The organism is Brucella sp. IR068 (assembly GCF_049065885.1).
Taxonomy (GTDB): domain Bacteria; phylum Pseudomonadota; class Alphaproteobacteria; order Rhizobiales; family Rhizobiaceae; genus Brucella; species Brucella intermedia.
Genome location: NZ_JBAKHE010000001.1, coordinates 224876 through 245902 on the forward strand (window position 1 = coordinate 224876; position 21027 = coordinate 245902).

Consider the following 21027-nt stretch of genomic DNA (forward strand, 5'->3'; position numbering starts at 1 on the left):
TTTGACAGGCGAATGATGGTTAATTTGCACCATCCTTAACGCAGAACCGCCATGGGCAGTCGTAGCCGATACCCGCATATGGTGATGCTTTTGCTGTTATCAATCGACGAGACGCAAGTTTGACAGTTCATCGCCAATCTGCCGAAAGGTCTCGCTCAGTTCGCCGCCGGTCGAATTCCAGAAGAGTTTAGCCGGTTTGCCGCCTTCCATGCGCACGCGTGAGTTTGAAGAGCACGATCTCAACAAGTCTATTTGTGCTTTCTCCGTGCTGTTTGCTTCGTTGAGATCGAGCGCGACCGTCATGACAATGATATTGGCGGCTTTGGCGTTGTCGCAGAGTTTGGCAAAGCGGGCATTCAAAGCCTTGGTGTATGTCGTGTTGTTTTGGGAAACTGAAACGCCGCTTTCCTGAAAGAGGCGGCTCTGGCTATATTTTTTGGTTATGCGGGCGGTATAGCCATGTGTCGAGTAATAGGACAGGTTTCCGGCACGGTCGGGCCCTGAGCCAGCCAGGCCGTCATATTTGTAATAAGTATTGGCACCATCGGTGAGTACGATCACCACCTTGTCATTGCCTCGTTCCGTTGAGGCCCGGGCTTCTGTGAACGGGGCGCCCTGGACGATGGTTCGCCAGCCCCAGGCCATGGCTTCGGGGACATTCGTACCGCCGTTCGGCACCATTGCCTTGATTGCCGTCTGGACCGTTTTCATCCCTTGTTCGGTTGTAACGTCAGTCAAAGGCGTGAGGGGTAATGTTGTGCAGCTATAGTTAGGGCCACCGCCTTCCGATCTTCCCTTCCGATAGATCTTGTCGAGGGAATCGCGCAGATAGTATTTTTTCAAGTCGCTTTGTCGGGGTGAGTAGGCAAGAGACATATCATCTTGCCACCAGCTGTTCAAAACTGTGGAAATTACATTTCCCCTGCTATCCACGTTGTAATATTCAGCCGGACCGAACATTGGCACAAACAACGTATCTGGATTATTGTCAGAAGGTGGCGTTACATCCAGCGCAAAAGGTCCGGGACGAGATTCGACGCACCCCTGCCAGGCGAGCCACGGCTCGCTTGATCTCCGTGTGAGGTCAGCATAAAGCTCCGCCCGTGAAAAAGGTTTGTTGTTACGGTCTCCCCAGCCGGTTCCCACTTTGTAATATCGTCCGCTGCCCGCGGGCTTTTCTTCTATCTTGCGGCTAGCGTCGATCGTGACGGGCAGGGTGAAATTTTCAAGATTGACGGAAGATTTGCCTTCCGGGTCCATCCAGGCCGCATTGAGATATTGTGGGCCGACATTCACAGAACCGGCGAAAGGAACCAGTGAAAATTGCACTGGTTTTTCGACATAGGTTATGAGCGCGGATTGTGAGGCCATCGTCTCCACAAGTTGCGAGGCGGCATCCTTTAGAAGATCGATGCGTTTTTTTGACGATCCGCTTCTTGTTTCATCCATTGATTTGGAGTTGTCGAGGACGAGAGCGACTTCGATGGTGTTCTTGAGCCGGACAGACGCTGTGAGCGTATATTGGTGTTTATCCCAATTGTCGCCTGTAAGGCGGGAGGCGACGACGCCAAATAGGGATTTGTAGGTGAATGCGGCAGTGGCCTGTACTTGCTGGTCCGTCGTCTTGTCCTGGGGAAAGGCAATCTGGAAATTGATTGCGTCTGCGCTCAGCGCGGTGACGTTGGCGTAAAAAATTCGGGCACCGTAGTCCTGTACGACCGTATGGCTTTCGCCCGTGGAGAACCTCTTGCCTACAGCCAAAGCGGCGGCATCCAGCGAAGCCTGCACGTTGTTGCGCACGCGCATGAGGTTTGCGGTGTCAACCGCAACCATGCCGGCCAGAAGCAGGGGGACGAGCACCAAAGCCGCGATCATGGCGAAATTCCCGCGCTCGTCTTTCCCGAAGCGCAGGATGGTCAATTGAGGCAAACAGCGAAAAACGCGCGCCTGAAGCCTGCCGGCTTTCGTGATCCAGTTCTTCATTTTGGCCCCCGCCGACGGTTGTGTTCGCAATTGATGAAATGGAAAGTTGTGCTTGCTCCTACCAGCATCTTTCTAACAGTCGGTCACGAAGCAGGGTAAATGAACGATGAAGAATCCCCTGGGATAATTGGACGCGCTTTAGCTGTCGGATTCGGGCCTAAAGGCCGTGACAGATGTGGTTGGCTACGCTAGATGGAGCGCTGGCAATCCATCAAACGGCCCTAGCGGTTCTCGCCTTACAGACGAATTATCAAGAGGAAACCATGAAGCAGCTTGAACGCCTCGACGATCTGACCGACCAGTACGATGTGCTCTTCTGCGATGTATGGGGTGTGGTACACAACGGCGTGGCCGCTTATCCGCCTGCAATCGAGGCACTGAAACGCGCACGCGCCAAGGGTGTTACGGTCATTCTTGTAACCAATTCTCCAAGGCCGCATCCCGATGTTGAAAAGCAGATGCTTGGCCTTGGTGTGCCCTCGGATACATATGATCGCGTAGTCACGTCCGGTGATGTAACCCGCGATCTGATTGCAGAAGGTCCGCGCAAGGTGTTTCACATCGGCTGCGAGCGCGAACTGACCATCTATGACGGTCTCGATGTCGAACTGGTCGAAGAATTTGAAGCTTCGGGCGTCGTCTGTACCGGGCTTTACGATGACGAAAGCGAAACGCCGGACGACTACAAGGAATTGCTCGTCCGGTTGCGCTCGCGCAATCTTCCGTTCATCTGTGCCAATCCGGATATCATGGTTGAACGTGGTTCGCGGCTGATCTGGTGCGCTGGCGCTCTCGCGCGCGAATATGGTCAGCTTGGCGGGCGAACCCTCATAGCCGGAAAACCACATCGCCCCATTTATGAGGCCGCTTTGCGGTTTGCCGAAGAAATTCGCGGCACGAAAGTCGAGAAAAGCCAAATTCTTGGGATTGGTGACGGGGTTCTCACCGATGTTAAGGGGGCTGCGGATTTCGGGTTGGATGTGCTTTACATCTCCGGTGGAGTTCATGCAGCAGACTATACGACCGACGGCACCGTTGACATTGCCCGAATGGAGGCGTTTCTCCAGAAGCATGGCAACCGCCCGGTTGCTGCGCTGAATGCTCTTGTTTGAATGAGAGCAACCTCCTACGACCAGTCAAAGACCAGATCAAAATGACCAAATCCAGCTTTCAGCGCCTTTCTGGAACGGATTCCCTGCCGGGACACCTGCACAATTGTGTGGTGGCAATCGGCAATTTCGACGGAGTTCACCGCGGTCATCAGGCCGTTCTCGAACGCGCGCTGGAGATTGCCGAAAAACGTGGCTTGCCGGCCGTTGTTTTGACTTTCGAGCCGCACCCACGCAGCTTTTTCAAGCCGGATGCGCCGATCGATCGTTTGACAGCAGCACCCAGAAAGGCCGAAATCCTACGTCTCATGGGGTTTGATGCTGTCGTTGAGCAGCCCTTCACCGTTGAGTTTTCCTCCCGGTCGGCGGAAGATTTCGTCGAGCACATTCTCGTCGAACGATTGCACGCAAGCTGTGTGGTCACGGGGTATGATTTTCACTTCGGTAAGGGACGGCGTGGAACACCGGAATTCCTTCAGAAGGCGGGAGAAACTGCCGGGTTTACGGTTACGCTTGTCGATGCCTTTACGGATGAAGGCGATAATCTTGTCTCGTCGACCCGCATAAGAAATCTGCTTTGCGAAGGCGATGTCGCTCAGGCGGCGGGACTTCTCGGTTATCGCTATATGGTCTGCGGTGAAGTCATCCACGGCAAGAAGCTCGGGCGAACGCTAGGGTTTCCTACTGCCAATATGCAAATCGATGCCCAGGCGGGCTTGAAGCATGGAATTTATGCCGTCAGGTTCCGGCGTGCGAACGGCGACCTTCACGACGGTGTTGCAAGTTTCGGTCGGCGTCCCACTGTCGACAGCGATGGTTCTCCGCTACTTGAAACGTTTCTCTTCGATTTTTCAGACGATCTATATGGCGAGACCGCTTGTGTATCGTTCTTCGGGTTCCTGCGGGGCGAGATAAAGTTCGATGGCCTTGATCCGCTTATCGATCAGATGAAGCGGGACGATGCCGAGGCACGAGCTCTTCTTGCGGGGGCGAAGCCGCTGTCTGAACTGGATCGCTTGCTTTCTTTCGCGTGAAGCGAATTTGTGGTTGCTTTTTCCACTTAAAATTTAAATCAAATTTTACTTATTCTCGACCAAAAGAGAAAAATGCCTCAAAACTAACTGGGGCGCTTTTTGTTGGAGTTTAATGTGGCACGTATTGTTCCTCGGGCACTTGTTGCAGGTGCCGCATTCCTGATGAGCAGCCCGTTTGCGTTTTCAGCAGACGTGCAGCAGCCCGATATTTATGCTGCGGAAACCGCGCAGCCAGCCCGCAAGCATTTTTGGTCCGGTGACTGGTATCTCAAGGTCGGTGCGGCTGGTCTCGTTGCTCCAAAGTTCGAGGGTTCCAACAAATATCGCTTTTCCGCACAGCCGTTGATCTCGCTGGGTCGACAGGGAGAAGCGACGCGTTTCTCGTCACGAAATGACAACGTATCCTTCGCCTTGATCGACAATGATCGTTTCCGCGTGGGGCTTGCAGGCAAGCTTCTCTTCGAACGCGATGACGATATCCATGGCCTGAAAGACACAAAGTTTGGCGGTGAGGCGGGCGCGTTTGTTGACGTTTATCCAACCGATTGGCTGCGCGTGCGCGGCGAAGTGCGTCAAGGTATTCGTGCGCATAAGGGCGTCGTAGGCGATATCGCTGCCGATGCGTTCTATGACGTTACGCCGACCGTTCGTGTGTCGGGCGGTCCACGTGCGACCTTCGCGTCCAAGGATTATTTCAAGACTTATTACGGCGTGGATGCCGAGGAAGCGGCAGCGTCGGGACTTTCAGAATATAATCCGGGTAGCGGCTTCAAGTCCGCTGGTGTCGGCGGTGCCATCACGTGGAAGGCAACCGACAAGATCGATACCAGCCTGTTTGGCGAATATAGCCGTCTGCAAGGGCCCGCGAAGGACTCGAGCATCGTCAAGGAACGCGGCTCGCGAGATCAGTTCATGGTCGGTGTCTCGGCAACTTATCGTTTCGATTTCTCGCTGGACTGATTTGAGCCGCATCAATGTAAACATTTTCCGGGGCAGGGATGCAGTTTTATTGCGTCTTTGCCCCTTCACCTCTTTATTCCTGTGAAGCTCATTGTTAAAAGCGTGCCCATGATGACGGATTTTCGGCTTATCATGACGGCCATACGAATTATTGGCCCGGCCTCCCGCTTTGCCTGAACGGCTGTTTTGCCAGGCAATATACGGCGCGGAGGTCCGGGAGCGACCGGCTGTGCTCTACAGTCCCCTGTTTTCTTTGATCCACATGCCCGCCATCTTTGGCCAGGGCTTCACAGGCGAATACCCTCATGACTGAGACGACCAAAATCGATTATTCCAAAACCCTTTATCTTCCGCAGACCGAATTTCCCATGCGCGCCGGGCTTCCGCAGCGCGAGCCGCTTTTCGTCGAGCGATGGGAGAACATGAACCTCTATAAGAAGTTGCGTGAGCAGGCGAAGGACCGTCCGCTTTATGTGCTTCACGATGGCCCGCCTTACGCCAACGGTAATATCCATATCGGCCATGCGCTGAACAAGATCCTCAAGGATGTCATCACGCGCTCCTTCCAGATGCGCGGATACAATTCGAACTACGTTCCGGGCTGGGATTGCCACGGCCTGCCTATCGAATGGAAGATCGAGGAGAAATATCGCGCCGAAGGCAAGAACAAGGATGAAGTGCCGATCAACGAATTCCGCAGGGAATGTCGGGATTTTGCTGCCGGCTGGATCAAGGTTCAGACGGAAGAATTCAAACGCCTTGCAATTCTCGGCGACTTTGAAAATCCATACACGACGATGAATTTCCACGCTGAATCGCGGATCGCCGGGGAACTCCTGAAGTTCGCTGCATCCGGTCAGCTTTATCGCGGCTCCAAACCGGTGATGTGGTCGGTTGTGGAACGCACCGCGCTGGCGGAAGCCGAAGTCGAATATCACGACGTCGAGTCCGACATGATCTGGGTCAAGTTCCCTGTCGCTGGCCAGAACGATCTTGCCGGTAGCGCAGTAGTGATCTGGACGACCACGCCGTGGACCATTCCCGGCAACCGCGCTGTGTCCTACTCCTCGCGTATCGAATATGGACTTTATGAAGTCACGGAAGCCGAGAACGACTTTGGGCCGCGCCCGGGGGAGAAGCTCATCTTCGCTGACAAGCTCGCCGAAGAAAGCTTCGCGAAGGCAAAGCTTCAGTTCAAGCGCCTGCGCGGTATTGCGGCTGACGAATTGGGCAAAGTCGTACTCGATCACCCGCTCAAGGGGTTTGGCGGCGGTTATGAATTCGTTGTACCGATGCTCGACGGTGATCATGTGACCGACGATGCCGGTACGGGCTTTGTGCATACCGCGCCAAGCCACGGTCGCGAAGACTTTGAAGCCTGGATGAACAATGCCCGCGAACTGGAAGCGCGGGGCATCGATCCAAGCATCCCGTTCCCCGTTGACGATGCCGGCTTCTATACCAAGGACGCGCCCGGATTCGGCCCGGACCGCGAAGGTGGACCTGCGCGTGTTATCGATGACAACGGCAAGAAGGGCGATGCCAACAAGTCCGTCATGGATCAGTTGATCGCCCGCGACAAGCTCTTCGCGCGCGGTCGCCTGAAGCATTCCTATCCGCATTCGTGGCGTTCCAAAAAGCAGGTCATCTTCCGCAATACGCCGCAGTGGTTCGTCTATATGGACAAGAACCTTGGTGACGGCACAACCTTGCGCTCACGCGCGCTGAAAGCCATTGACGACACTCGTTTTGTGCCAGCGTCTGGTCAGACGCGTCTGCGCTCGATGATCGAAGGCCGGCCGGACTGGGTACTTTCGCGCCAGCGGGCGTGGGGCGTGCCGATCTGCGTTTTCGTGGATGAGGAAGGCAACATCCTTCAGGATGATGCCGTCAACAAGCGCATCCTTGAAGCGTTCGAGGCAGAAGGCGCCGATGCGTGGTTTGCCGAAGGTGCGCGCGAGCGGTTCCTCGGCAGCCGCGCCAATGAAGGCTGGACGCAGGTACGCGATATCCTGGACGTCTGGTTCGATTCTGGTTCGACGCATACTTTCACGCTGGAAGATCGTCCGGACATGAAATGGCCGGCTGACGTCTATCTGGAAGGCTCGGACCAGCATCGTGGCTGGTTCCATTCTTCGCTTCTGGAAAGCTGCGGCACGCGCGGCCGGGCGCCATATAACGCCGTCGTGACTCATGGTTTCACCATGGACGAGCACGGCAAGAAGATGTCGAAGTCGCTCGGCAATACGGTCACGCCGCAGGACGTCATCAAGGAATCCGGGGCGGATATTCTGCGTCTGTGGGTTATGACGACCGATTACTGGGAAGATCAGCGCCTCGGCAAGAGCATCATCCAGACCAATATCGACGCCTATCGCAAGCTGCGCAACACGATCCGCTGGATGTTGGGCACGCTTGCTCATGATGAAGGCGAAAACGTCGCTCATGCGGAACTGCCGGAACTCGAACGCCTGATGCTGCACCGTCTGACGGAACTGGATGAGATCGTCCGCTCCGGCTATGACGCATTCGATTTCAAGCGCATTGCCCGCACGCTGATCGATTTCATGAATGTCGAGCTTTCGGCGTTCTATTTTGATATCCGCAAGGACGCCCTTTATTGCGATGCGCCGTCGAGTGTTCGCCGCAAGGCGGCGCTGCAGACCGTGCGTGAAATCTTTGATCGCCTGACGACCTGGCTCGCTCCAATGCTGCCTTTCACCATGGAGGAAGCCTGGCTTGACCGATATCCGCTTTCGGTTTCGATTCATGCCGAGCAGTTCCGCCCGACGCCAGCCCAATGGCGGGATGATGTGCTGGCCGAAAAGTGGCGCAAGGTTCGTGCTGTTCGCCGCGTAGTAACCGGCGCACTGGAACTGGAACGCGCCGACAAGCGCATCGGTTCGTCGCTGGAAGCTTCTCCGGTCGTCTATGTTTCCGACAAGAGCCTGACCGATTCGCTCGAAGGTCTAGATTTTGCGGAAATCTGCATCACCAGCGGCATTTCGTTCAGTGACGCCGATGCGCCCGAAGGAGCATTCACGCTTGGCGATGTGAAAGGCGTGGCTGTCGTGCCCGCACGTGCAGAGGGCGAAAAGTGTGCCCGCTCATGGCGGTATACGACGGATGTTGGCTCAGATCCCGAGTTTCCGGAAGTGTCGGCGCGTGATGCTGTTGCACTTCGCGAACTCAAGTCTTTGGGCAAGCTCGAAGTTTGATCGAATTCTGACGATCTTGCTCTCGGCAGTTCATATGCCGGGAGCTTCGGGAGGGGAAATGGGGTTGCAATCTCCGCTTCGGACATGGTGAAATAGCGGTTAACATCGGATTGCCGCATGAGTTGCACTCATGTACAAGGCATTCCTCGGATAATTTCAAGATCTGCCTTGGAGTTGCCGGTTTCTTCATTCAAGGCTCGCCTGAGCAAGTCTTGGTGAAGATAAAATCGGCAAGCGTAAAAGAAGTGGCGCTAATGAAGATTGAAGGACGAGTTCTGGTGCTTATGACAGCGATAGCGGGAGTTTCGCTATCCGGCTGCGTTTCTTCGCCAACCTACGGAACCGACAAAACGGCGGGAGCACAGCTCCTGGACGATGTGTCGAATTTAGCAAGTTTCGGACAGGGTAAGAACAAGAAAGAGCGGATTGACTACAAGCCGCGTCCCGATCTTGTCCGTCCGGCACCGGGCGAAAAAGGCCAGTTGCCTGCTCCGCAGCAGAGTGTTGCCAGCGCTAACGATCCAAATTGGCCGGAATCGCCCGAGCAGCGCCGCAAGCGCCTGCGCGACGAGATTACCGCGAACCGTGACGATCCGAATTTCGTGTCGCCGGTCGTTCAGGATGTGCCCGTCGCGTCCAATATTCAGGCAGCGTTGCCGCGCGGTAACAGCCGCCGCGAAGACTATGAATCCCGCACGCCAACGTTCGATCCGGCAAAGGTCGCAGCCTATAAGGCAATGCGTCAGCAGCAGGTTCAGGGATCTTCCTCGACGCGCCGTTATTTGAGCGAGCCGCCACTTACCTATCGTCAGCCTGCCTCCACCGCTGCAGTTGGCGAGTTGGGAACAGACGAGGCGCAGAAAGAGCGTGAACGCAAGAAGGCCTCTGGTAAGTCCAAGGGCTGGCGCGATTACCTGCCTTGGAACTAATGTCGCCTGAATTTATTATTCTTAACAATAGGTCGCAGTGAAGGAAATTTACTGCGACCTATTTTTTATTATACCATATACTTGATTGGGCGAGGTTGAGCGCATAAATCCCATAATTGAAGCAAAAGATTAAATATTTTTAATGTTTTGGAATCTGACGAATATTTGATTTCAATCAAAGATTTCTTTGGTGCAGTTCGTCATCATGCCAACTCGGGATGGAAGGTATGATCTGATGAACAATACAAACACTATATGGGATAGGCCCTCGGGATATGGCCTTATCAGTCGAGCCCTGCATTGGTTGATGGCTCTCCTGTTTATTTGGCAGTTTGCGTCTGCATTGCTGCGGGTCGCGGCTAAAGACACAGCAATCTATAGCATCTTCTGGTCGGCGCACTATCAGCTTGGCTTTGCCCTTCTCGTGCTGGTGTTATTGCGCGGGGCGTGGGGGCTGCTGAACCTGAGCCGCCGCCCGCACAAGTCAGGCCATGTGGGCAAATTGGCAGCGCTTGGGCATATCGTTATTTACGGGCTTATGTTTGTAGTCCCCGCACTGGCCTTGCTGCGTACATATGGCAGCGGGCGCGGGTTTTCCTTCCTCGGTATCCAGATTTTCGAACAAACGGGCGTGCAGAACGCCGCGTTGACTGCACCGGGGAGCGCATTGCACGGTTTGCTGGGTTGGGTTTTGCTCGCCGTAATCGTCGGGCATGTTGTGATGGCCTTTATCCATCATTTTGCACTGCGTGACGATACGTTGCGCTATATGACCGGAAGAAAGGCTCTGAACTGAAGCTATCGTCTGTCGCGGAAGAATTCCCGCAGGATTTTCTGCGAATCTCCTTCGGAGAAACCGGCATAAATCTCCGGCACATGATGGCAGGTGGGCTGCGTGTAAAAGCGCGGCCCATGTTCGACGCCGCCTCCTTTGGGATCAGTTGCGCCATAATAGAGGCGACGGATGCGGGCGAATGAAATGGCGGCTGCGCACATCGCACACGGCTCCAGCGTTACATAAAGGTCGCAACCAACCAGACGTTCCGATTGCAGGGTCTCTCCGGCCTCGCGGATGGCCAGCACTTCGGCGTGAGCGGTCACGTCATTGAGTTCGCGTGTCCGGTTGCCCGCCCGCGCGATGATCGTGCCTTGATGGACGATGACTGCACCGATGGGGACTTCTCCACGTGCGCCTGCAGCTCGCGCTTCTTCGAGCGCGATCTCCATGGGAGTGGTATCATTCTGGTTCAGGACCTCGACCCCCTTGCTCATGCCTGCTCCATTTCGTGCGTTCTTTGGGAAATTTCGCTCGCAAGCCATGGAGCGATTTGTTACTGCATAATTCTCGAAATCGAAACCGATTTGCGAACGGATTTATACGGCGTTCCTGTTTCCGGCTGTCTCTTACCTGTGCTTAAGGGTGTAAGATGACACGGCAGCGCTGCTGAAAGGCCAATACCAGATGACTACAGATGACGACAACAAGGACGGCAAGCGTCCCCATGGCCGTGGAGGGCGCTGTGATCGCCCGGGCCGGCCAGATCGTGACAAAGACCGCGACAGCCGTCCGCGCCGCGACGACGGTGCCCGTGACAAGCCGCGTAAATTCGGACCTCGCAATGCCGAAGCGCAGGAGGATGCGAGCGAGCGTATAGCCAAGCGTATGGCGCGCGCTGGCATAGCCTCCCGCCGCGAAGCGGAGACGATGATTGCAGCCGGCCGTATTGCTGTGAATGGCAAGGTGCTCGAAAGCCCGGCAGTCAATGTCAAGCGCACGGACATTATCACGGTTGACGGCAAACCTTTGAAGCAGACAGAGCGCACTCGCCTTTGGCTGTATCACAAGCCGGCTGGCCTTGTGACGACCAATCGTGACCCTGAAGGGCGTCCAACCGTGTTCGAGGCGCTGCCTGCCGAAATGCCGCGCGTACTTTCGGTTGGTCGTCTCGATATCAATACCGAAGGTCTCCTGCTGCTCACCAATGATGGTGGGTTGTCGCGTGTTCTCGAATTGCCATCCACGGGCTGGCTGCGCCGCTATCGCGTGCGCGCGCACGGCAAGGTGACGCAACAGCAGTTGGATGAGCTGAAGAACGGGATCGCGGTTGATGGCGTATTCTACGGCAGCGTAGAGGCCGAACTTGAGCGCGTGCAGGGCGCGAATGTCTGGATCTCCATCGGGTTGCGCGAAGGCAAGAACCGTGAAGTGAAGAACATTCTGGGTGCCCTTGGGCTGACGGTCGGACGACTTATCCGTGTTTCATTCGGTCCGTTCCAGCTTGGCGATCTTGAAGAAGGTGCTGTCCGCGAAATCAAGGGACGCACCCTGCGAGACCAGTTGGGTGACAAGCTGATTGAGGAATCGGGAGCAGATTTTGATGCGCCTGTCCTGAACGAATTTTCCAATGCCGCGGTTCAGGGACGCACTCGCCGCGAGATGGAGGAAGGTCAGCCGGAGCAGGACGGCGAGACCCGTCGGGCACCGCGGGAGCGTGAGTGGATTTCCAGCCGCCCCGAACGCCGTCGCGGACGCGAAGACAAGACGGAAAAGGTCGAGCCTCGCCGTCGCGGGAATGCCAATGTCTGGATGGCTCCGGGCGCTCGCCCCAAGGGAGAAAAGGCTGCCGCAAAGCCGCCCCGCGTCGAACATCAGGTTCCGCACCGTTCCGCAAAGTTCAGTGGCGATCTGCAGATGCGCCCACGCCGGGCTGGCGAAGAGGAGCAGGGTCGCGAAGAAGGCGGTGAGCGTCGTTACAACAAGCGCCCGGAAGGTCGTTTCGACAAGGATTCCCGTCCACAGCGGCCGCGCCCGGAAGGAAATCGTTCGGAAGAGGGGCGTCCAGAGCGTCGCGAGCCGCGTGAGGATGGACGCAAGGAACGCCGCCCCGGAAAACGCGAGCGTGCAGAATTGCGCGATGCAGAAGGCCGCGTAGGTGAACGCGGCAAGGGCGGTTTCGAAGGCCGCAAGTCTGGTAAGCCGGGCGCGCCGCGGGGGGAAGGACGTTTTAGCGCTTCCGACCGTGATACGCGCTCAGGCCCACGTAGTAGCGGGCCGGGAGGCAAGTCAGGCGGCGGGCCGGGCGGAAAACCGGGCGGCGGCAAGCCGGGTGGTGGCAGAACTGGAGGCGGCGGTGCGGATCGTCGGCGGTAAGCTGCGCGGGCGTGCACTTGTAACGCCTTCAACCAACGCCATTCGCCCCACCACCGACCGTACGCGCGAGAGCCTCTTCAACATTCTTGCGCATAATTTCCCCGACAAGGTGGAGGGCGCACGCGTCCTCGACCTGTTTGCAGGGACTGGCGCGCTTGGCCTGGAGGCTTTGTCGCGTGGTGCGCGCTATGCGACCTTTGTGGAAGAATCTGCTGAGGGCCGTGGTTTGCTGCGCCAGAATATCGAGGCCTTCGGTCTGCAGGGACATACCAAGATATTGCGGCGCGACGCCTGCCAGTTGGGTATCGTTGGCACGATGGAGCCCTTCAATCTCGTTTTTGCCGATCCGCCTTATGGACGGCGCATGGGAGAAAAGGCGTTTTTGTCAGCACTTCAAGGCGGTTGGCTTAATCCTGACGCACTTTTGGTGCTTGAAGAAGATGGCGAGGCGGCACTTGAGCTTGATGAACGATTCGTCATCCTGGAAGAGCGCAACTACGGGGGCACGATCATTCGGCTGATCCGGCTGAAAGTCGCCGCTTGAATTCGCGGACAAATATGGTCCGCATCAAATTGATATGCTGTCCGGAAGAACCGGGCAGTAATGAAACCGATTGGAGATGTCGCTTGGTGAAGAACCCCTCACTCCGGCGCTTGCTATTGTCCACCGCGTTGGGTTTCGTACTGGCTTTGCCTTTGGCAGGCGGTGCCGTGCGGGCAGAAAGCCAACCCGCTGCCGCCACTGCTGAAGCACAGCCCGCGCCGGCAGCACCGGCAGCCGCTGAGCAGACAGCACTTCCCGAAATTTCCCAGTCGGACGGGGTCAGCCATTTCACTTTGCCGAATGGCTTGGAAGTAATCGTCATTCCCGATCATCGCGCGCCCGTGGTTACACAGATGATCTGGTACCATGTCGGATCGGCGGACGAAGCGCCCGGTGTTTCAGGCATTGCGCATTTCCTCGAACATCTGATGTTCAAGGGAACGAAAAATCACCCCGCCGGTGAGTTTTCAGCAAAAGTTGCCTCCATTGGCGGGCAGGAAAACGCATTCACTTCTTACGATTATACGGCCTATTTCCAGCGCGTATCTCCTGAAGCTCTGGAAATGGTGATGCAGTTCGAGTCGGACCGGATGGAGAATCTGGTACTCAACGAAGAAGCCGTGAAAACGGAACGGGATGTTATTCTGGAAGAGCGTCGCATGCGGGTCGATTCCAATCCCGCTTCCATGCTGATGGAAAATACCGATGCTGTTCTTTTCTATAACCATCCTTATCGCAAGCCCGTCATCGGCTGGCAGCAGGAGATGGAAAAGCTGAGCCTGAAGAACGCTATCGACTTTTATCAGCAATATTACACACCGAACAACGCGACGCTCGTGATCGCCGGAGACGTTTCGCCGGAACGCGTGCGCGAACTGACCCTGAAAACCTGGGCAAACGTTCCGAAACGCGCTGAAGTCCTACCGCGCGAACGTCCACAGGAGCCCAAGAAACATGCCGCCCGAATAGTGACGCTGCATGATGAGCGCGTGAGCACGCCTTCATTTCGTGTATCCTGGCTGGTGCCGTCTTATGCGAATGAAAAGCGGTTTCCGAATGCAAAGCCGGGGGATGCGCCCGCGCTTGATCTCCTGAGCGAAATTCTCGGCGGTTCGTTGCGTTCACGCCTTTATCAGGAACTGATAGTGAGGCAGGGCATCGCCGCCAATACAGGTGCGAGCTATGGCGGTGACGCGCTCGATGACGGCACGTTCTCCGTTTATGGCGCACCACGCAATGGGGCCACGCTGGGTGACGTGGAAAAGGCCGTCGAAGCCGAAGTCGCACGGATCATCAAGGAAGGTGTGAGCCAGACCGAGCTTGATCAGGCTCGTAACCGTTTCCTCAAAGCGGTTATTTTTGCACGCGATAGCCAGACAGGCATGGCGCGAATTTATGGTTCGTCACTGTCCGTTGGACAAACGGTCGACGATATCCAGAAGTGGCCAGAAGTCATCAAGCGCGTTACCGTCGACCAGGTTAAAGATGTTGCGACACGTTACCTTGTCGAGGACCAATCGGTAACAAGCTACCTGCTTCCACCGAATGCAGAGCCGCAAAGTGCTCGGGAAAACCCGGATGCATCACCTGAAGGCGTCGGGGCCAATGGTTCGGGAGGAGCGATCCAGTGAAGAACATTCTTATGCTGAAATTCCAACGTGTTCTCGCATTTCGCTATGCCCGCTCTATGGTTGGCATGTTCGTGGCATCAATGACAGTCTTGATCGTGTGCGCATTGCCCGCGCGCGCGATTGAAATTCAGGAGGTCGTCTCGCCAAAGGGCATTAGAGCCTGGCTGGTAGAGGATGACTCGGTTCCGCTCATTTCAATGCGGTTTTCGTTCAAGGGCGGCACGTCGCAGGACCCTTCCGGCAAGGAAGGTTTAGCCAATCTGATGACGGGGCTTTTCGATGAAGGCGCAGGCGATCTGAAATCGGATGCCTTTCAGGAACGGATGGATAATCTTGGCGCGGAAATGAGCTTTTCCGCAACGCAGGATTCGGTTTCTGGCGGCATTCGGATGCTTGCCGAAAATCGCGATGCGGTAACCAGCCTACTCGCTCTCGCCGTCAACAAGCCTCGTTTCGATCAGGACGCCGTTGATCGCATTCGTCAGCAGGTCGTTGCCAGTATCGAAGCTTCGCAACGCGATCCTTCAACGATAGCATCGCGCAAGTTTTCCGAAGTTCTCTACGGCAATCATCCTTATGCGCGGCCCAATGACGGCACGGTGAAGTCGTTGCAGTTGATCACGGGTGACGATCTGGTGAACTTTCATCGCAGGAATTTTGCGCGTGACCACCTGACGATAGGCGTCGTGGGAGCCATCAATGCGCAGGATCTGGGTGCGTTGCTGGACAAGGTGTTCGGCGAACTGCCAGCGATGGCTGAACTGGTTCCCGTTCCTGATGCCAAACTGGCGCTCGGTACAACGACCAGCCTCAATTTCGATATGCCACAGACCTCGATCAGCTTTGTATATCCTGCGATTCCGCGCAAGGATCCGGAGTTTTTCGCGGCCTACCTCATGAATCACATTCTGGGTGGTGGCTTCACTTCGCGTCTCTATGCCGAGGTGCGTGAAAAGCGTGGTCTTGCCTATTCTGTCTCCTCGTCCATGGTTCTGCGCGACCATGTTTCGGCATTGATGATTTCGACGGCAACCCGTCCCGACAAGGCGCAGGAATCTCTGAAAATCATTCGCGAGCAAGTTGCCGCGATGGCCGCCGATGGACCGACCGAAGAAGAACTTGCTGCTGCGAAGAGCTTCCTCAAGGGGTCCTATGCCGTTAATAATCTGGACTCGTCCGCGGCAATTGCTGAAACTCTGGTAAGCTTGCAGGAAGCAGGGCTCCCGCGTGATTATATCGACCGGCGCTCAGAGTTGATTGAGGCAGTGACGCTGGATCAGGTCAAAGCCATCGCCAGGAAACTTCTTGAAGCAGAACCAGCTATTCTGATCTTCGGTCCGGCCCAAAGCTAACAGGTGGCAGATTGGAAAAGGCAGTGCCGTCATCGCCCCGAATTGCCGTCGCTTTCGGCGGCGGCGGGGCGCGGGGTATTGCTCATCTCCATATCGTCGAAGTGCTCGATGAACTGGGCATCAAGCCGGTCGCCATTGCGGGTTCTTCGATAGGCTCGATCGTCGGGGCAGGAATGGCGAGTGGCATGACCGGCCACGAGATACACAAATATATGGCGGCGATTTTCAATCGCCGTTCGGAAGTCGCAAAGCGCATGTGGCAAACCCGTCCGGCCCGTTGGGTCGAATTGCTCAAGGGCGGCCTGCGTGTCAGCCAGTTCAATATCGAAAAGGTGCTGGACGTTTTTCTGCCTGAGAGCCTGCCCGCCAATGTGGAAGAGCTGAAAATTCCCATGAGCATCACGGCGGCGGATTTTCACGCCGCTCAGGAGATTCATATCCGCGATGGCGATCTGCATTCAGCGATAGCGGCATCTTGTGCAATACCGCCGGTTTTCGCACCCGTGCGCCGGGAAGGTCGAATTCTGGTCGATGGCGGCTTGTTCAATCCCGTGCCTTTTGATTTGTTATTCGACAAGGCCGATATCGTTATCGGTATCGACGTTGTCGGCACGCCTGTTGGCCCGGACGATTATATGCCCACTACGTTCGAAGCAGTGATCGGCGCCAACCAATTGACTATGTGCTCCATCATCGAGAACAAGTTTCGCATCCGTCCGCCGCACATTTTTATCCGTCCCAATGTCGAACGGATCGGGCTTCTGGATTTCCTGAAGTTCGAACAGATCCTGTCGCAAAGTGCCAGTGTTCGCGACGAACTGAAGCGCGCCATAGAACTGACGATCGAGGGGAAAGCGGCGCCGATAGGCTCAACTCTGGCGAATTGAGTCTATCGCCGCCGTAGCGCAGAGCTATTCTGCCGGGACGGCCTGTGCTGACGAGGCCGTTGCATCTTCCACCGCCTTGTCGATACGCTGGCCTTCGCGAGTGGGTTTGACCAGCGGCTCAGGCGTTACAGGCTTATTGAACAACAAATGTCGACCAGCCATGATGCCTTCCGAAGCCTGTACGTGGAGCCGGTCCTCGTCCCGCTGACGCACGTCTTCGCGAATTCCATAGGCTTGCGCTTCGGCCATGCCGAGCCCTTCGAGCGTGCGCTGACCGAAAAGCAGACCGGACTCGAACGTTTCGCGCAGTTCGTATTCCACGCCCTGGGCCCTTAATTGCAATGTATGTTCGCGATCATATGAACGAACGAACAGCCTTACGTCTGGATATTCCGACTGGATGAGATTGACGATGTGGTTGGTCGTTTCCCGTTTGTGGGTACAGACGGCGACGATCTTCGCCTTTCGGATTCCTGATGCTTCCAGCACGTCTTTGCGGGTGCCATCGCCGAAATAGATACGGAAACCGAATTTTCCGGCTGCGCGGACGCGATTGGGAGAACTGTCGATCACCGTTACGTCGATACCGCCAGCAAGCAGGATTTGAGCGGCGATCTGGCCATAACGCGAGAAACCGATCATCAGCACGTCGGAACCGGCGCCGTCAAAATTCTCCTCGATGACATCGACCGTCTTGTCCTTGATGAGCAGTTTCGAGCCGAGTGCGACAGAAAGCGGGGTGAGTGCCATGGAAACGGTAACCGCGGCCACAAGCTCTGAACCGAGAGCGCTGGAGATTATGCCTCCCGCAGTGGCCGCAGAGAAAAGTACGAACGCAAACTCGCCGCCTTGCGGAAGAAGAAAAGCGATCCGCACGGCATCATTATGGCTGGACCGGAAGGCGCGGCATAGAAGGTAAATGATCCCAATCTTGGCTGCCATGAAGACGGGAACAGCAAGAAGGATTATTTTCCAGTATTGAAGGATTACCGAAAGGTTCAGGGACAGGCCGACTGCGACAAAGAACAAGCCAAGGAAAATTCCGCGAAATGGTTCGATGTCGGCTTCAAGTTCGTGCCGGTAGGATGATTCCGCCAGCAAGACCCCTGCAATGAATGCGCCCATGGCCATCGAAAGGCCAGCAGCCTGAAGCAGACTGGCCGACCCAAGCACCACAAAGAGCGCGGCGGCGATCATGACTTCACGAGCGCCGGTATTGGCGATGATGCGGAACATGGGATTGATGAGATAGCGTCCCGCAATCACCAGCGCTGCAATGGCTGCGATGGCAGTGGCGAGATGAAAACCAGCACTGGCCTGGGAAGGCTCGTTCGGGGATAACGCTGGAATGATTGCAAGAATTGGTACGATCGCCAGGTCCTGAAACAGCAGAATCGCAAAGGCGCGCTGCCCGTGTTTCTGGTTGGTTTCAGCCCGGTCCTCCAGCACCTGCATGGCAAATGCCGTGGAAGAGAGCGCGAGGCCGAAACCGATGATGATTCCTGCTTCTGTGCTGAGACCGGCAAAGTAGATGCCAAGGGCAGTAAGTGCGGCTCCGCAAAGCAGTACCTGCGCGCTTCCAAGGCCGAAAATCGAATGGCGGAGAGCCCAAAGCCTTGACGGCTTCAGCTCGAGACCGATGATAAAGAGCAGGAACACGACGCCGAGTTCGGAGAAATGCAGAAATTCCTCTCCATCGGCGACAAGGCTTGCCACGGGGCCTATCGTAATGCCTGCCGCAAGATAGCCGAGGACCGTGCCAAGCCCTAATCGCTTGAACAGCGGTGCCGCGATAATCGCGCCGCCCAGAATCATCAGGCACTGTAGGTAGAGGTTTCCGCCAGTCGCAACCATGCCAAGCTCTTGGAATTTGGAGAAATGTGGGAGGACTTGCCTTGAAGCCCTTGGATTTCGTCAATATAGAAACAAGATATGGCTGTAATCAGCCCGATGTCGAACAATTTGACGATATTTTTTGACAAGTCCCGGTTTCGATCATGCCGCAGACTATGGTGCGTGGTCGAACCGCGAAGCGCTTGGGAAACTCGGATTATATAATGATTTCAGATAATTCGGCGGAAAAACTTGTCGATCGAGCCGCCGTGCTCGTGGCCGCTGCTAGGCGGGCAGGTGCCGATCACGCTGACGCAGTCGTGATGCGGGCGCGTTCTGTCAGCGTGTCGGTGAGACTTGGCAAGGTTGAGGGAACCGAATCGTCGGAGAGCGATGACTTCTCCTTGCGGGTTTTTGTAGGTCGCCGCATTGCCAGTGTTTCCGCGAATGCGAGTGCCGACCCTGACCGGCTCGCTGAGCGGGCTGTAGCCATGGCGCGTGTTGCACCGGAAGACCCTTATGAGCAACTCGCCGATCCCTCGCTGCTCGTGGTCTCGCCTCGCGATCTTGATCTCTTCGATTCAACGGAAATCGATACCGAACGTTTGACTCAGGATGCCCTTGCGACGGAAGAGGCGGCGCTTGCGGTTAAAGGCGTGTCGAATTCGGGCGGGGCTGGCGCTTCGCGCAGTCTGGGTGGCCTGGTGCTCGTCACATCAACAGGTTTTTCGGGGCACTATGCGGCTACACGATTTGGCCGGTCGGTCTCTGCCATTGCTGGCGAGGGCACGAAAATGGAGCGCGATTACGATTTCAGTTCGCGGCTGCATTTTTCCGATCTGGATACACCTAGCGAAATAGGCCGCCGCGCGGGAGAACGCGCTGTGCGGAGACTGGGTGCGCGTCAGGCAAAAACCGGTCCCGTCACAGTCGTTTATGATCCCCGGCTTGCCCGTGGTATTGCCGGGCATCTTGCCAGCGCCATCAACGGCGCTTCGGTAGCGCGCAAGACCAGTTTTCTTCGTGACAGTCTCGGCAAACAGGTTCTCAAGTCCGGTATAAATGTTACCGATAATCCGCTGCGTGTGCGCGGCTCTTCCTCGCGTCCGTTCGACGGTGAGGGGTTTGAAGGACAGCCGTTGATGATGGTCGAGGACGGCGTTCTCAATTATTGGCTGCTTTCAGGATCGAGCGCCCGTGAACTTGGACTGCAAGGCAATGGCCGGGGCGTTCGTTCCGGCTCTGGTGTTTCGCCAGCATCCACCAATTTTGCGATAGAGCCCGGTTCGCAATCGCCGGAAGAGTTAATTCGTTCCGTCGGCACAGGCTTTTACGTGACGGAAGTGTTCGGGCAGGGCGTGGACATGATTACCGGCCAGTACAGCCGTGGCGCGTCGGGCTTCTGGATCGAGAATGGGGAACTTGCCTATCCTGTAAGCGAAGTGACGATTGCTTCGAACCTCAAGGATATGTTCCTCAATATGACGCCTGCGTCCGATATTGACAGGAACTTTGGAATGGCGGCGCCGACACTCGTAATCGAAGGCATGACCCTTGCCGGAAATTGACAAGCACAACGACGTTTCTGGAGAACTGGCCCTGTTAAGAGATGCGGCCCGCGAAGCAGGCCGCATCGCGATGCGCTACTTTGGCAGGTCGCCGGAGGTTTGGCTGAAGGATGGCGTGTCGCCGGTGAGTGAAGCGGATCTTGCCGTTGACCGCTATTTGAAAGAGGTTCTTTTGAACGCGCGGCCGGATTATGGCTGGATATCGGAAGAAACTGTCGATGATCGGGCGGCGGCCAAACGCAGCCGTGCCTTTGTGGTCGATCCAATCGACGGCACGCGTGCCTATATCGCCGGACAGGATCAATGGTGTGTGAGCATTGCCGTCATCGAAAATGGTCGTCCTTTGGCGGGTGTGCTGGAATGTCCGGCGCGAGCGGAACTCATCGTGGCGGGAAAAGGTGTCGGCGCTTCGCAGAACGGCGCTGCCATTCGTGTCAGATTACCATCGCCCGATGAACAGGTGACAATAGCATCTGCGCGCAACATGGTGACGGCACTTCCGGAAAGCTGGCGAGGCCGCGCAAAGGTTCATCCCTATGTTCCGTCTCTTGCTTACCGAATTGCAATGGTGGCGCGTGGAGATATAGCTGGCACCTTCATTCGGCCCAATTCGCATGATTGGGATCTGGCAGCAGCTGATCTGATCCTCGGTGAGTCGGGCGGGGCAATCCTGACAAGCGATGCCTTGCCGATCGCATATGGTGGACCAACGCGGAGCCATGGCGCTCTCGTTGCCGCCAGCGGGAACCTTCTGCAAGAAATGTTGAGTGTTGTCGCGGGCTGACCCTTGGGTTAATCATGCCGCGAACCAAATTTGTTCAGGGATAA

At 56.1% G+C, this 21027-nt stretch carries 16 protein-coding genes; 13 read left to right on the forward strand and 3 right to left on the reverse strand.

Translation table 11 applies throughout. The features are described 5' to 3' along the window. Positions 1-99: 99 nt before the first annotated feature. Positions 100-1983, reverse strand: a complete 1884-nt coding sequence (locus tag ACOWVS_RS01055) for a VWA domain-containing protein (protein WP_006472507.1) — start codon at positions 1981-1983, stop codon at positions 100-102. Between the two features lie 263 nt (positions 1984-2246). On the opposite strand from ACOWVS_RS01055, the gene ACOWVS_RS01060 reads away from it, so the two are divergent. The 6 genes from ACOWVS_RS01060 (at position 2247) to ACOWVS_RS01085 (ending at position 10029) form a co-directional block, all read left to right on the forward strand. Next, positions 2247-3095 carry a TIGR01459 family HAD-type hydrolase gene (locus ACOWVS_RS01060; RefSeq protein WP_006472508.1) on the forward strand — a complete coding sequence of 283 codons (849 nt, stop codon included), beginning with the start codon at positions 2247-2249 and terminating at the stop codon, positions 3093-3095. Between the two features lie 41 nt (positions 3096-3136). Continuing rightward, positions 3137-4126 (forward strand): bifunctional riboflavin kinase/FAD synthetase, encoded by a 990-nt coding sequence (locus ACOWVS_RS01065; protein ID WP_006472509.1) that lies wholly within the window; start codon positions 3137-3139, stop codon positions 4124-4126. Positions 4127-4225: 99 nt separating this feature from the next. Next, complete coding sequence (locus tag ACOWVS_RS01070) at positions 4226-5086, forward strand: MipA/OmpV family protein (protein ID WP_006468498.1); 861 nt, start codon at positions 4226-4228, stop codon at positions 5084-5086. A gap of 305 nt (positions 5087-5391) precedes the next feature. After that, a complete protein-coding gene (gene ileS / locus ACOWVS_RS01075; RefSeq protein WP_006472511.1) occupies positions 5392-8304 on the forward strand; it encodes an isoleucine--tRNA ligase in 2913 nt (970 codons plus the stop codon). 254 nt (positions 8305-8558) lie between these two features. Next, complete coding sequence (locus ACOWVS_RS01080; RefSeq protein WP_006472512.1) at positions 8559-9233, forward strand: hypothetical protein; 675 nt, start codon at positions 8559-8561, stop codon at positions 9231-9233. Positions 9234-9468: 235 nt separating this feature from the next. After that, positions 9469-10029: a cytochrome b gene (locus tag ACOWVS_RS01085; protein ID WP_006472513.1), complete on the forward strand. Its 561-nt coding sequence runs from the start codon at positions 9469-9471 to the stop codon at positions 10027-10029. Positions 10030-10031: 2 nt separating this feature from the next. Here the strand turns inward: ACOWVS_RS01085 and ACOWVS_RS01090 are convergent, their stop codons facing one another. Then, positions 10032-10505 (reverse strand): nucleoside deaminase, encoded by a 474-nt coding sequence (locus ACOWVS_RS01090; protein WP_006472514.1) that lies wholly within the window; start codon positions 10503-10505, stop codon positions 10032-10034. A gap of 190 nt (positions 10506-10695) precedes the next feature. Between ACOWVS_RS01090 and ACOWVS_RS01095 the strand changes: the two genes are divergently transcribed. From ACOWVS_RS01095 to ACOWVS_RS01115, 5 genes are all read left to right on the forward strand, one after another. After that, positions 10696-12384 carry a pseudouridine synthase gene (locus ACOWVS_RS01095; protein WP_006468503.1) on the forward strand — a complete coding sequence of 563 codons (1689 nt, stop codon included), beginning with the start codon at positions 10696-10698 and terminating at the stop codon, positions 12382-12384. Further along, positions 12365-12928: a 16S rRNA (guanine(966)-N(2))-methyltransferase RsmD gene (rsmD, locus tag ACOWVS_RS01100; RefSeq protein WP_006472515.1), complete on the forward strand. Its 564-nt coding sequence runs from the start codon at positions 12365-12367 to the stop codon at positions 12926-12928. The genes ACOWVS_RS01095 and rsmD overlap by 20 nt, the downstream gene beginning before the upstream one ends. 86 nt (positions 12929-13014) lie before the next feature. Beyond that, positions 13015-14559, forward strand: coding sequence for a M16 family metallopeptidase (locus ACOWVS_RS01105; protein WP_025092078.1), 1545 nt, complete (start codon positions 13015-13017; stop codon positions 14557-14559). 11 nt (positions 14560-14570) lie between these two features. Continuing rightward, positions 14571-15911, forward strand: coding sequence for a M16 family metallopeptidase (locus tag ACOWVS_RS01110; RefSeq protein ID WP_170873243.1), 1341 nt, complete (start codon positions 14571-14573; stop codon positions 15909-15911). 11 nt (positions 15912-15922) lie between these two features. Further along, positions 15923-16798, forward strand: a complete 876-nt coding sequence (locus ACOWVS_RS01115; protein WP_025092076.1) for a patatin-like phospholipase family protein — start codon at positions 15923-15925, stop codon at positions 16796-16798. Positions 16799-16822: 24 nt separating this feature from the next. Here ACOWVS_RS01115 and ACOWVS_RS01120 read toward each other — a convergent pair whose 3' ends face one another. Continuing rightward, positions 16823-18652, reverse strand: a complete 1830-nt coding sequence (locus tag ACOWVS_RS01120; protein WP_025092075.1) for a monovalent cation:proton antiporter-2 (CPA2) family protein — start codon at positions 18650-18652, stop codon at positions 16823-16825. 203 nt (positions 18653-18855) lie between these two features. On the opposite strand from ACOWVS_RS01120, the gene ACOWVS_RS01125 reads away from it, so the two are divergent. Then, on the forward strand, positions 18856-20199 hold the full coding sequence (locus ACOWVS_RS01125; RefSeq protein WP_006472752.1) for a TldD/PmbA family protein: 1344 nt from the start codon (positions 18856-18858) through the stop codon (positions 20197-20199). Further along, positions 20186-20983 (forward strand): 3'(2'),5'-bisphosphate nucleotidase CysQ, encoded by a 798-nt coding sequence (locus tag ACOWVS_RS01130; RefSeq protein ID WP_006468511.1) that lies wholly within the window; start codon positions 20186-20188, stop codon positions 20981-20983. Before ACOWVS_RS01125 ends, ACOWVS_RS01130 begins: the two co-directional genes overlap by 14 nt. The last annotated feature ends 44 nt before the right edge of the window (positions 20984-21027 follow it).

What these genes read in the sequence shown, in the direction of transcription:
- ileS (WP_006472511.1), top strand. Translation starts at nt 5,392, where the DNA reads ATGACTGAGACGACCAAAATCGATTATTCCAAAACCCTTTATCTTCCG.
- ACOWVS_RS01060 (WP_006472508.1), top strand. Translation starts at nt 2,247, where the DNA reads ATGAAGCAGCTTGAACGCCTCGACGATCTGACCGACCAGTACGATGTG.
- ACOWVS_RS01125 (WP_006472752.1), top strand. Translation starts at nt 18,856, where the DNA reads ATGATTTCAGATAATTCGGCGGAAAAACTTGTCGATCGAGCCGCCGTG.
- ACOWVS_RS01090 (WP_006472514.1), bottom strand. Translation starts at nt 10,505, where the DNA reads ATGAGCAAGGGGGTCGAGGTCCTGAACCAGAATGATACCACTCCCATG.
- ACOWVS_RS01110 (WP_170873243.1), top strand. Translation starts at nt 14,571, where the DNA reads ATGCTGAAATTCCAACGTGTTCTCGCATTTCGCTATGCCCGCTCTATG.
- ACOWVS_RS01095 (WP_006468503.1), top strand. Translation starts at nt 10,696, where the DNA reads ATGACTACAGATGACGACAACAAGGACGGCAAGCGTCCCCATGGCCGT.
- ACOWVS_RS01085 (WP_006472513.1), top strand. Translation starts at nt 9,469, where the DNA reads ATGAACAATACAAACACTATATGGGATAGGCCCTCGGGATATGGCCTT.
- ACOWVS_RS01080 (WP_006472512.1), top strand. Translation starts at nt 8,559, where the DNA reads ATGAAGATTGAAGGACGAGTTCTGGTGCTTATGACAGCGATAGCGGGA.
- ACOWVS_RS01120 (WP_025092075.1), bottom strand. Translation starts at nt 18,652, where the DNA reads ATGGTTGCGACTGGCGGAAACCTCTACCTACAGTGCCTGATGATTCTG.
- ACOWVS_RS01065 (WP_006472509.1), top strand. Translation starts at nt 3,137, where the DNA reads ATGACCAAATCCAGCTTTCAGCGCCTTTCTGGAACGGATTCCCTGCCG.
- ACOWVS_RS01055 (WP_006472507.1), bottom strand. Translation starts at nt 1,983, where the DNA reads ATGAAGAACTGGATCACGAAAGCCGGCAGGCTTCAGGCGCGCGTTTTT.